Raw genomic sequence first — 11,098 nt, 5'->3', positions numbered from 1 at the left:
GTCGGCCCGTACGGCGCGTGCGAGCCGGTCCCGCTCCTGCGCGCGGTCGGGCTACGCCCCTCCGACTCCGCTCCCCAGGGCGGCCAGGGCCCGCTCCGCCAGACCGTCGGCGCCGCAGGAGACGGCCAGGTCGAGGCCGCGTTCGAGGTCCGTCGCGGAGCGTGCGGCGATGCCGTACTCGATGCGGGCCGCCGCGTGCTCGTACTGGCAGGGCGAGGCCTCCAGGTAGGTCACGGCCCTGGCGTACAGCCGGACCGCGCGCTGGCCCGTCTCCAGGGCCGCGGCACAGCGCAGGGCCTCGCCTATGGCGGTGTCCGTGCCGAAGCGCTCGGCCTGGCGGCGGACGTCGACGGCGAGCCGGGCGGCCCGGGCCGGGTCCTCCGTGCTGAGGGCGCGGGAGAGGTCGATCGCCCAGGGCACGAGCACCGGGTTGTGGTGGCCGCGGGCGGCCGCCGCCTTCTCCGCGGCCTCCAGTTCGTTGATGCCGTCCTTGGTCCGGCCGACGGCCAGCAGCAGCCGGCCCCGCACCGACCGCGGATCGGGCAGGACGATGGTGGACGGGTAGGGCGGGGCGAAGCCGTGCCGCTCGGCGACCTCCCAGGCCTCCTGCACGCGGCCGCGGGCGAGCAGGGTGTCGACGAGGCTGCAGGTCGCGGACCAGTACAGCGGCAGACCGCGGCCGACGCGCTCGGCGAGGCGCAGGGACTCGCGCAGGGACTCCTCCGCCTCCCTCAGCCGGCCGCGCCTGCGGTGGCCGATGCCGACGTAGGCGTGGGCCAGGGCCAGGTGGCCGCCGCTCCAGCCGGCCGTCTCGTAGGCGCGCAGGGCTTCGTTGTACAGGGTCTCGGCGCGGTCGAGGCGGTCGCTGAAGGCATACGCGTTGGCGAGCATCAGCAGCAGTTCGATGCCCCACTCGGTGTCGGTCCAGCCGAGGCCGGGCGCCAGGCGGCCGTTGACGAGGGCGCGGTCGCACAGCTCGGCGACCTCCTCGGCGTTCTCGCCGTTCATCAGGGCGTCGAAGCCGCGCAGGATCAGCAGGGCGCGCTCGGAGTTGTCGCGGCCCGTGCAGGTGCCGGCCAGTTCGGCGAGCCGCCGGGAGCGGTCGGGCGAGGTGGCCTCGCCCGCGTGCAGGCCCTCCCACATGAAACGCACGGCCTGCAGCCGCATCCGGGCGGGCCCGGGCCGGAGCCGGGCCGCCTCCGCCTCGACGGTGCGGACGGCCTCGTCCAGCTGGTCGTTGTGCAGCAGCGCCTGGGAGAGCCGGAAGACGGCGTCCACCCGCTGGTCGCCGTCGAGGCCGGGCATGCCGAGCGCGCTGCGCAGATGGCCGATGGTGCGGGAGGGCGCGGTGAGGAAGGTGGCCTCGGCCAGTTCGAAGAGCACCTGGGGGTGCGATTCGGGCCGGGGCGGTTCCTTCAGGGCGCGTTCCAGGCAGCGGCGGGCGGCGTCCGGGGCGCCGACGGCGAGATGCTCGCGGGCCGCCTCGCGCAGCTGCCCGACGAGTTCCTCGTCGTCGTCCGGGTGGACTTCGAGGAGGTGGCGGGCGGCGACGGCGGCGCCGTGCCCCTCGTCGGTGACGATGCGGGCGGCGATGCCGTGCATGGCGGTGCGCAGGGCCTCGGGGATGGAGTTGTAGACGGCGGTGGCGATCAGCGGGTGGACGAACTCCAGGTCGCCGTCGGCGGTGCGGCCGGCCGTGGGGTCGGGCGCGGTGAGGATGCGGGCGGTGCGCAGCAGTTCGGCGCAGCGGCGGGCGTCCTCGGGCTTGAGGGTGGCGAGCTTGGCGACCAGGTCGGTCGAGATGCCGGTGCCGAGGATGGCGGCCGCCCAGGCGAACCGGGTGGCGTCGATGCCGAGTTCTTCCAGGCGGGCGACGAGGCCGCCGCCGCGGGCGGAGCGGTTCAGTTCGCGCAGTTCCCCGGCCCGGGCCTCGACCGGTTCCAGTTCGCTGTCCTGGACCTTGGCGAGGAGCTCGACGGTCTCGTAGGGGTTGCCTGCGGTGACGGCCCAGACCTCGCGGCAGAACGCGGCGTCGGCGTGCCGGCCGAGGGTGGCGCGGGTGAGTCCGGCCGTGGCGTCCGGGGTGAGGGCGCTGAGGGTGGTGACGGGGCCGTTGGCGGCGGTGGTGACGGCGTCGAGGTGGCGGGCGCCGGCGCCGGGGGCGTCCTCCGGGCGGCGCGTGACGACGACGAGGACGGACATCTCGTCCAGCCGCTCGGCGAGTGCGGCGAGCCAGCGCAGGGTCTCCTGGTCGGCCCAGTGGGCGTCGTCGATGAGCAGCACCAGCGGCCAGTCGCGGCGGGAGAGCCGGCGCACCGCGGCGACCAGACCGTCGCACACGCCCTGCGGGTCGGCCTGCCGGTCTCCGGGGTCCGCTATGCCGAGGGCGGGGCCGGCGATGTCGTACCAGTCGCCGAGGTACTCCCGGGCCTCCTCCGGCAGCATCGACACCAGGGCCGGCTGCAGCAGTTGCCGTACCACGTTGAAGGGGACGGACCTGAGGGTCTCGCCGCCGCGCGCCGACCAGACCGTGCAGCCGCGTGCCTCGGCGATGCGTCGGGTTTCGGCCAGCAGCGCGGTCTTGCCGAGCCCGGACTCGCCGCGGAAGACGAGCAGTCCACCGGTCGAGGAGCGGTCCGCGCACAGACCGTCGACCGCCCTTGTGACGGCGGCCACTTCCGCGTCGCGCTCCCACAGGGAAGCCGAGGCGGCGGCCGTGGGCCGTACCTGCGTCATCCCGCTACCTCCCCAAGTCGCCCGAACGACGTACAGATGTCGAGCGTAGCCCTCCGATTGCCTCAGTGGAGGATGCTCGCGGCACCTCTTGCCGTGACGGGTGACACGGGGTACGGCCGGACGACGCTCCCAACCCCTCACCAGCCTCCTTTCGGTCAACACCGCGCAAAGGAAAGGTATGTGACGCTCACTCACCGCTCATGCGGCCGCTCGGCGGCACGGCCGCCGGGCGCAGTCGCGGTGCCGGCGGGCGAATCCGCCGGCCCGTGCGGGCCGGGGGGCCACGGTCACCTCCGCGACGATCACCGCGGCGGCCCCGCGCCGGAGCGCGACCGCGGCCGAGGCGCTCGTGCGCGCGTGCGCGCCGTCATGCCCCGGCGTGCTTGTGCGCCCCTGCCGAAACGACGCTTTTCAGCCGCTTCGGTGCGGTGGGCGCCCGGCATGCGGCGCCAGGGCTGGAACAGTCGGTTCCGGCCCTCTCATGTCTCTTTCACCGACGCCTCATACGGTGGGGGCATGACGCAGGAGACACCTCAGGGGTGGTACCCGGACCCCGGCCAGCAGAGCGACGGGCCCGCCACGGAACGCTGGTGGGACGGCAGGGCGTGGACGGACCGCGTCCGCCCCAAGCAGCCGCCGGCGGCCTGGAGCCCTCCGGCCGGAGCGCCCTCGGCTCCGGCCCCGGCCCAGGAGCACCCGGCCCCGGAGGGGAACTCCGTGCCGGGGGCGGGCTCGGCACCGGAGGGCTCCGCACCCCGGGCGGACGCGGCACCGGTGGGCGATTCCGCGTCGGGGTCGGCACCGGCACCGGCACCGGAGGGGAACTCCGCGCCCAGGGCTGACTGGGCGCCGGGGGAAAATTCCGCACCCGGGCCGGCCCCGGCAGCGGGGAGTGACTCTGCGCCCGGCGTGGCCCCGGCCCGGTCCGGGGCCGACACCGCGGCGCCGGCCCCGGAGTCGGCATCCGCCGCCCATCCCGCCGCCGCACCCCAGCCGGGAGCGCCAGCGGCTCCCGGGTATCCGTCCGGCCCCGGACACCCCACTGGCGCCGCGCATCCGACCGCCTACCCCGCCTACCCCGCCCACGCCGGCTACCCCGGCTACCCCACCGCCCCCCAGCCCGGCCGGGGCCGAGGTCTGCGGACCGGTATCGCCGTCGCCGTGGCCGTCGTGGTTCTCTCGTGCGTCGGGGTCGGGGTCTACGCGCTGACCGACAACGGCGGCGGAGGGGGCTCGGCCACCTCTCAGGGGCCGGGCGCGCCCGGGGGCCAGGGCGGGCCGTTCGGCGGGCCCGGGGGCAACGGCGGATCCGGCGGAGACGGCGGTCAGAGTCCGCAGCCCGACCGGTCCGAGCCCCCGAAGATACGCAGCGGCTCCGTGACCGACACCGTGAACGGCATCAGCCTGCCGGTCCCGAAGGGCTGGTACGGCCAGCAGATCACCGCCGGCGCGCAGGTGATGTCCGACGAGTCCTACAAGTGCCCCGGCGACACCTCCTCGACCTGCACCGAGGGCGGCGCCTACTCCGCCCCGGCGCTCGCCCTCGGCACCCGGGGCGACACCCCCGAGGAGATCGCGAAGGCGGACATCGCGGCCAACGCCGAGGAGTCCTACGGCGGCAAGTCCTACGGCGGGATCACCTCGCATGACGTACTGGCGTCCAGGGCCGTGACCGTCGCCGGGCAGAAGGGCTTCATGGTGCGCTGGAAGGCCGTCACGAGCAAGGGCGCCGACGGCATCGTGGAGTCGCTCGCGTTCCCCTCCCCCGCCAACTCCCGGCAGATGGTGGTCGTCCGGTTCGGTGTCGACGCCGGCCAGGACGAGTCCGTGCTCGACGACATCACCGAGGGCATCAAGGTGTCCACGGGCGGCGGCAACGGCCAGGACGTCTGACCCCGCGCACCGCACGGCGATCGGCCGGGTGGGGCGCCCCCGCCGCTCACAGGGGCACCCCACCCGGCCGGGGGGTGCGCGCCGCCCCCGTCCCCACGGGTCGGCGCGGTCGGGTCGCCGCCGGTCATCCCGCGGACGGCGGCCCGGGTCTCATTTAAGGCCCAGTGCCGGGAGCACGGCGGCCTCCACGAACCGCACCAGGTAGTCCGGATCGGCGGGCCGGCCCTCCAGCACGGGCCGCAGCCGCAGCACGCCCAGGATCTGGGCCGGGATGTACTCCAGCGCCGGATGGCCGGCGGGCACCTCTCCCCGCTCGACGCCGCGCCGGATGATCTCCTTCAGCGCGGCGATCTCCGGTTCCACCACCGCCTCGCGCAGCGCGCGCTGCAGTTCGGGGTCCTGGCCGGCGGCGTGGGTGAGCGCGTGCAGGAGCTGGGTGTCCCGGCCCGACAGGTCGCCCGCCGCCCGGGCCGCCTCGCGCAGGTCGCCGGCGAGCGATCCGGTGTCGATGCAGCGCGTGCGCCGGTGCGAGCGCAGCGCGGCCGCCACGAACTGGGGCTTGGTCTTCCACTGCCGGTAGAGCGTGGACTTGCTGCAGCGGGTGCTGGCGGCGATCCCCTCCATGGTGAGCGCGTCGTAGCCGCACGCGCGGAGCTGGTCCAGCACGGCGTCGAAGAACTCCTGCTCACGCTCCGGCGTGATCTTGGAGCGGCGCGAGGTACCGGCCGGCTCGGGCCGGTCCGCAGCCTGCGACGTCATGCGGTGCTCCTGGCGTTCGTCGGGCGGCCGGGCCCTGCCCGGCCGGCGGTGTGCCGTTCGTCCATCGATACGCCAGTGTACCGGTACGCGCCCGTACCGGTACGCGTGCGTATCGGTACACTGACGTATCGGTACGCTCCCGTACCGATAGCAGCACCACTCGTCATCGAAGGGGCCGGGGGATGAATGCCCGTACCGAGCCTGCGCCGGCGGGGTCCGACGCGACAGCGCGACCACCGCTCGTCCGGGAACTCCTGCTCGTCGCGGGGTTCTTCCTGGCCTACAAGGCCGGCCGGCGGCTGGCCACCGGCCACACCGGTGACGCCTTCCGGCACGCGCACCGCGTGTGGGACCTCGAACGAGCCGTCGGGCTGCCCGGCGAGGGCGCGGTGCAGTCCCTGCTGCTGCACGGCGACGGACCGGTGCACCTCGCCAACACCTACTACGCCGCGGTGCACTTCCCCGCCACCGCCGCCTTCCTGATCTGGCTCTATCTGCGCCGCCCCGCGCACTACGTCTGGGCCCGCCGGGTCCTGGCCGCGGTCACCGCCGCCGCCCTGGTGCTGCACCTGCTGTTTCCCCTCGCCCCGCCGCGCATGCTCGCCGCGACCGGCCTGGTGGACACGGCGCGGGTGCACGGGCCCTCCGTCTACGGCAGTCCCGCGACGGACTCCCTGTCGAACCAGTTCGCGGCGATGCCGTCGCTGCACTTCGGCTGGGCGCTGATGGTGGCGATCGGGCTGATCGCCGCCACGCGTTCGCGGTGGCGCCCGCTGTGGCTGGCGCATCCGCTGCTGACGCTGCTGGTGATCGTCGGCACGGCGAACCACCTCTGGCTGGACGCGATCGTGGCGGCGGCCCTGCTCGCCGTCGCGCTCGCCGTGATCCGCCCGCCGCGCCGCACGGCGACCGCCGGGAGCCGCACGCAACCGGGCCCGGTGGGTCCGCTACCCGCTCCGCGGGACGCGGGGTCCCTGGCGGGGGCGGGCCGATGAGCGCCGGGGCGGTCGCCGTCGCCCTGTCGTTGGTCTCCGCCGTCGCCTACGCGGCAGCGGCGGTCGCGCAGGAGCGGCTGGCGGCCCGCTCCCCCGGCCCGGGTGCGCTGCGGCTGCTGTCGAGCGGCGCCTGGTGGTGGTCGGTCGGGCTGAACGCGGCGGCCGCGCTGCTGCACGTGGTGGCACTGAAGTACGGGCCGCTGACCCTGGTCCAGCCGCTCGGCGCGCTCACCCTGGTCGCGGCGGTGCCCCTGGGGGCGCGGCTGGCGGGCCGGCGGGTGAGCGCGGTCGAGTGGAAGGGCACCGCGCTGACGCTGCTCGGCCTCGGCGCGATCCTGGTCACGGCGTCCGGCCCGGCGCCGGACGGGGTGCTGAGCGTGCCGGAGGCGCTGGCGGTCGCCGGTGCCACCGCCGCCGTCATCGGAGTGCTGTCCCGGCCGGGCGCCCGGCCGGGGCTGCGGCACGCGACCGCGTCGGGTGTCGCCTCGGGGGTCGCCTCGGCCCTCACACAGACGGTGACGGTGGCGGCGACGGACCGCTCGGGTCCGCTGCTGAGCGTCCAGGTCGCCGGTGTGGCGCTGCTCGTGGCGGCCTTCGCGGCCGGCGGGCTGCTGTTGTCGCAGACGGCGTACCGGGGCGGTCTCGGCGGGCCGCTGGCGGTGGTGACGCTGGCCAACCCGCTGGCGGCCGCGGTGGTCGGCCTGTCGCTGCTGGGCGAACGCCTGCAGGGCGGTCCGGCGGGCGTCCCGCTGGCGCTCGCGGGTGCGGGTCTCGCGGCCTGGGGCGTGGTACTGCTGAGCAGGCCGCAGCCCGCGAGGGTCCCGGCGGACGACGGCCGTCCGGTGGCCGCCGTCCTGGCCCTGGAGACCGGCCCGGCGGCGGCCGAACCGGTCTGGGTGCCCCGGCCGCACGATCCGGGGCAGCTCACTACGGCCGGCCGGTGATGAGGGCCGGGTCACTCACCCCCGGCCTGCCGTTCTCGACATGGCCCGCGAACCGCCGCAGGAACGCCGCGTCGTCCTCGGCGGTCACGGTCAGGTCGTACCAGCGGTGGCTCGCGGCCAGGTCCACGGTCCGGCGCACGGTCGCGCCCGGGCGCACGGTGACCCTCGCGGGCCGTCCGCCGTAGCCGTCGGAGATCTTCAGACGGGCGCTGCGGGAGCCCTGGTTGGTGAAGGTCAGCTCGATGTCGTCGCCGGTGTGGCGTGCGGTGACCTCGCAGCCGGGCGTCCTGTTGGAGCCCTTGAAGAAGCGCACGAAGCCGTTCGGTCCGTGCACCGTCAGGTCGTACGACCCCGCGGAGTACGCCGAGTTCCAGGTGTCGGAGAGCGTCTTGCCGGCCTCCGTGGTGTACGTCCAGGGGCCGTCTGTGCGGTTGCCCGAGGTGACGTGGAAGGCGGCGCCCGCCTTCGGCCCGGAGGCGAAGACGAGCGTGAGCCTGCCGGCCGCCGCGTCGACCGAGGCGTCGACGTGCGGGGCGTACTTCAGCGGGCGGGAGCGGCGCAGGCCGGGCTCCTGGCGGGGCATGCGCGGGTCGGCGGGCGGGGCCGGCCGGTAGTCGGGGTGGCGTTCGCGGTCCTGCGGCTCGTAGGCGTCGGTGCCGGGCAGCGGGGCCGGGCGCGTGTCCTTGCGGGAGAAGTCGAAGGCGGCCGTCAGGTCCCCGCAGATCGCCCGGCGCCAGGGCGAGATGTTCGTCTCGCGCACGCCGAAGCGGCGCTCCATGAACCGCAGGATGGAGGTGTGGTCGAGGGTCTCGGAGCAGACGTAACCGCCCTTGCTCCAGGGCGAGACGACCAGCATCGGCACCCGGGGGCCGAGTCCGTAGGGGCCGGCCGTCTTCCCGCCGCCGCCCGGGAAGAGGTCGGGCGCGACGTCGACGGTGGACAGACCGCGGGAGGCGTCCTTCGGCGGCAGCGGCGGCACGACGTGGTCGAAGAAGCCGTCGTTCTCGTCGTAGGTGATGAACAGGGCCGTCTTCGACCAGACCTCGGGGTTGGAGGTGAGGGCGTCGAGGACCTGGGCGATGTACCAGGCGCCGTAGTTCGAGGGCCAGTTGGAGTGCTCGGAGAAGGCCTCGGGGGCGGCGATCCAGGAGATCCGGGGCAGCTCGCCTGCCTTGACGTCGGCCCTGAGCCGGTCGAAGTAGCCGTCGCCGTTCTTGACGTCGGTGCCGGTGCGGGCCTTGTCGTACCAGGGGTCGCCCGGCTGGGCGTTGCGGTACTTGTCGAAGTACAGCAGCGAGTTGTCGCCGTAGTTGCCGCGGTAGGCGTCCTCGATCCAGCCCCAGGAACCGGCCGCGTCGAGGCCGTCGCCGATGTCCTGGTAGATCTTCCACGAGATGCCGGCCTGCTCCAGGCGCTCGGGGTAGGTCGTCCAGCCGTAGCCGAGTTCGGCGTTGTCCAGGACGGGGCCGCCGCCGGTGCCGTCGTTGCCGGTGTACCCGGACCACATGTAGTAGCGGTTGGGGTCGGTGGAGCCGATGAACGAGCAGTGGTAGGCGTCGCAGACGGTGAAGGCGTCGGCGAGGGCGTAGTGGAAGGGGATGTCCTCGCGGGTCAGGTACGCCATGGTCGTGGTGCCCTTGGCGGGCACCCACTTGTCGTACGCGCCGCCGTTGTAGGCCTGCTGGCCGTCGGGCCAGGAGTGCGGCAGGCCCTCCAGGAACTGCATGCCGAGGTCGTCGGCGTCCGGGTGGAACGGCAGGATCTCCCGGCCTTCCTTCTCCTGGTGCCAGACCGGTTTGCCGTTGCCGAGGGTGACCGGACGGGGGTCGCCGAAGCCGCGGACGCCCCTCAGGGTGCCGAAGTAGTGGTCGAAGGAACGGTTCTCCTGCATGAGGACGACGATGTGCTCGACGTCCTCGATCGACCCGGTGCGGTGGTTGGCCGGGAGCGCGGCCGCGCGCTGGATGCTGGCGGACAGCGCGCTGAACGCCGTGGTGGCGCCCGCGAGTTGGAGGAAGCGGCGCCGGTTGACGTCGGACATGAAGGACAGACCTCTCATCCTGAGGTGCGGGACGGCCGGAGCGTGACGGAAGCTGCGCGGAAGGAGTGTTTCAGGGACACCAAACGGCAAGGAAGGGGCCGGTGACCCTCGTGTGAAAGTCGCCGGTACGCGAGGTGTGCCGAGGCGTTCCAGGGGGAGGGTGCGGGCGTGAGAAAGACGCAGACGGCTTCCTCGCCGACAAAACGGCCGTCGCCGAGCAGGTCTTCCCGGCGAGCGCGGACGGCTCGCTGGTGCCGCCGCTGTCGGCGTTCGCGGTGTTCGCGGTGGGCTTCTTCTTGCGTCCGGGGGGCGGGCTGCTGATGGGCGCGGTGGCGGACCGGCACGGGCGGCGGACCGCGCTGACGGTCACCATCCTGCTGATGGGCGGCAGCGGCCTGCCGGTCGGGCTGACCCCCACGTACGCGACCGCGGGCATGTCGGCACCGGTGCTCCTCGTGCTCGCCCGGCTGCTGCAGGGCCTGTCGGTGGGAGGTGAGTTCGCGGCCTCGACGACCCTCCTGGTCGAGTCGGCGGCGCCCGGCCGGCGCGGGGTGTTCTCCAGTTTCCAGTCGTCGGTGGTGTACCTGCGACTGCCGGAGACGGCTCACACGGAGCTGCGGCGGTGAGCGGGGCGGCGGGCGGCGGGTCAGGAGGGCGCCGGCCGGCCGGACTCCGCCGCGCGCTCCTCGTCCTGCGCGCTCTCCTGCCTGCCGGGTGGCGGCCCTTCGTAGTGCCCGTCGCCGGCCGGGCCGGCGGTCGGCGCGCCGGACGGCGGCGCGGCCGCGCCCTCCCTGACGGCCGTCCGCTCCGGCTCGGTCACGGCCTCCGTGGGCCGGCCCACCTCCGACAGCGTCATCTGGGCGCGGTCGTCGACCAGCCGGGTCACCAGGTGCTGCGCGGCACCGAAGGCGGCCGCCCAGCCGAGGACCTGGGCGCGGCTGTCCAGGTCGCTCAGGCCGGGCACGAACGCACCCCTGATCAGCAGCAGGCCGAGGAAGGCGGACAGGGCGCCGGTGGGGAACTTCAGCACGGCCGACGCCAGGGGCAGCATGTACGGGGAGTCGGTGCCGCGGATGCGGCGCAGTGAGGCGATGACGGTGAGCGCCGCGCCGGCGAGCCCGGCGATCTCCACGGTGAGGATGTCCCGCGGGTCGGCCAGGCTGCTGGCGTCGGTGCCCGCCGACACGTCGTGGTGCTCGGCGGTGGGACAGACGACGGTGACGCTGTCGGCGGCACCGGGCCTGTCGGGCGTGAAGCACAGGCTCAGCGAGCGGGGCGAGAACCAGCCGTAGAGGGCGAGGCCCGCCACACCGAGCAGGACGAGGACGGTCGCGGTCCACAGGATGTTGCGCAGGCTGCGCACCCGGGCCAGTTCGTCGTCCAGGGCGTTGTAGGCGGCGTCGAGCGCCCGGACCATGAGGTCCCGGTCGGTGGGCGTCATGCCGCCGGAGGTGATGGCGCGGAACCTGCGGGCGAGCCTGACGCGGCGCGGGTCGTCGGGGTCCAGATGCTCCTGGACCAGCGCCATGACGTCGCTGGCGCTGCCGGCGGCTTCCTCGTCGGAGACGAGTTGCAGGAGCAGCACTTCCGCACTGCGCACATTCGACCAGACGCCCTCACGGGCAGCCGAACCGGACCACGGTCTTCGCCATCCGAAATCCTCGTCGGCGGCCCGGCGGGCCTTCTCCAGATGCCTCCGCATTCCCTCGATGAGCGTCATCCGGCCCTGG

At 74.5% G+C, this 11,098-nt stretch carries 7 protein-coding genes and 2 pseudogenes; 5 read left to right on the top strand and 4 right to left on the bottom strand.

Features of this window, described 5'->3' with window-relative positions; all coding sequences use genetic code 11:
• Window positions 1–51 precede the first annotated feature (51 nt).
• A complete protein-coding gene (locus ABZY20_RS12780) occupies window positions 52–2,736 on the bottom strand; it encodes an AAA family ATPase (RefSeq protein WP_356440637.1) in 2,685 nt (894 codons plus the stop codon).
• A 36-nt stretch (window positions 2,737–2,772) separates the two neighbouring features.
• Here ABZY20_RS12780 and ABZY20_RS12775 point away from each other — a divergent pair.
• Together ABZY20_RS12775 and ABZY20_RS12770 are read left to right on the top strand one after the other, a co-directional pair.
• A pseudogene (locus tag ABZY20_RS12775) lies at window positions 2,773–3,336 on the top strand (hypothetical protein); the annotation flags it as partial.
• Between the two features lie 309 nt (window positions 3,337–3,645).
• Window positions 3,646–4,629, top strand: coding sequence for a hypothetical protein (locus ABZY20_RS12770; protein ID WP_356440750.1), 984 nt, complete (start codon window positions 3,646–3,648; stop codon window positions 4,627–4,629).
• Between the two features lie 150 nt (window positions 4,630–4,779).
• On the opposite strand, the gene ABZY20_RS12765 is transcribed toward ABZY20_RS12770, so the two are convergent.
• Window positions 4,780–5,388, bottom strand: coding sequence for a TetR/AcrR family transcriptional regulator C-terminal ligand-binding domain-containing protein (locus ABZY20_RS12765; RefSeq protein ID WP_356440636.1), 609 nt, complete (start codon window positions 5,386–5,388; stop codon window positions 4,780–4,782).
• A gap of 182 nt (window positions 5,389–5,570) precedes the next feature.
• Here ABZY20_RS12765 and ABZY20_RS12760 point away from each other — a divergent pair, with 182 nt between their 5' ends.
• Both ABZY20_RS12760 and ABZY20_RS12755 read left to right on the top strand, forming a co-directional pair.
• The gene (locus ABZY20_RS12760; RefSeq protein ID WP_356440634.1) at window positions 5,571–6,383 is read left to right on the top strand and encodes a phosphatase PAP2 family protein; all 813 of its coding nucleotides are present in this window, start codon (window positions 5,571–5,573) and stop codon (window positions 6,381–6,383) included.
• The gene (locus ABZY20_RS12755; protein WP_356440632.1) at window positions 6,380–7,327 is read left to right on the top strand and encodes a hypothetical protein; all 948 of its coding nucleotides are present in this window, start codon (window positions 6,380–6,382) and stop codon (window positions 7,325–7,327) included. The genes ABZY20_RS12760 and ABZY20_RS12755 overlap by 4 nt, the downstream gene beginning before the upstream one ends.
• Here ABZY20_RS12755 and ABZY20_RS12750 read toward each other — a convergent pair.
• Window positions 7,311–9,368, bottom strand: coding sequence for a phosphocholine-specific phospholipase C (locus ABZY20_RS12750; protein ID WP_356440629.1), 2,058 nt, complete (start codon window positions 9,366–9,368; stop codon window positions 7,311–7,313). The two genes, ABZY20_RS12755 and ABZY20_RS12750, sit on opposite strands and share 17 nt — an antisense overlap.
• 188 nt (window positions 9,369–9,556) lie before the next feature.
• Here ABZY20_RS12750 and ABZY20_RS12745 point away from each other — a divergent pair.
• Window positions 9,557–9,937: pseudogene (locus tag ABZY20_RS12745) on the top strand (MFS transporter); the annotation flags it as partial.
• A 77-nt stretch (window positions 9,938–10,014) separates the two neighbouring features.
• On the opposite strand, the gene ABZY20_RS12740 reads toward ABZY20_RS12745, so the two are convergent.
• Window positions 10,015–10,968 carry a hypothetical protein gene (locus tag ABZY20_RS12740; RefSeq protein WP_356440626.1) on the bottom strand — a complete coding sequence of 318 codons (954 nt, stop codon included), beginning with the start codon at window positions 10,966–10,968 and terminating at the stop codon, window positions 10,015–10,017.
• Between the last annotated feature and the right edge of the window lie 130 nt (window positions 10,969–11,098).

The sequence above is a fragment of the Streptomyces sp. NPDC006624 genome (assembly GCF_040611555.1).
In the GTDB taxonomy this organism is placed as follows: Bacteria; Actinomycetota; Actinomycetes; order Streptomycetales; family Streptomycetaceae; genus Streptomyces.
Note: the sequence above shows the minus strand (reverse complement) of the source record. Positions and strands in the feature narration are given on the sequence as shown.

Coding starts and splice junctions, on each gene's coding strand:
- ABZY20_RS12780 (WP_356440637.1), bottom strand. CDS start 2,736: ATGACGCAGGTACGGCCCACGGCCGCCGCCTCGGCTTCCCTGTGGGAG.
- ABZY20_RS12765 (WP_356440636.1), bottom strand. CDS start 5,388: ATGACGTCGCAGGCTGCGGACCGGCCCGAGCCGGCCGGTACCTCGCGC.
- ABZY20_RS12760 (WP_356440634.1), top strand. CDS start 5,571: ATGAATGCCCGTACCGAGCCTGCGCCGGCGGGGTCCGACGCGACAGCG.
- ABZY20_RS12755 (WP_356440632.1), top strand. CDS start 6,380: ATGAGCGCCGGGGCGGTCGCCGTCGCCCTGTCGTTGGTCTCCGCCGTC.
- ABZY20_RS12750 (WP_356440629.1), bottom strand. CDS start 9,368: ATGTCCGACGTCAACCGGCGCCGCTTCCTCCAACTCGCGGGCGCCACC.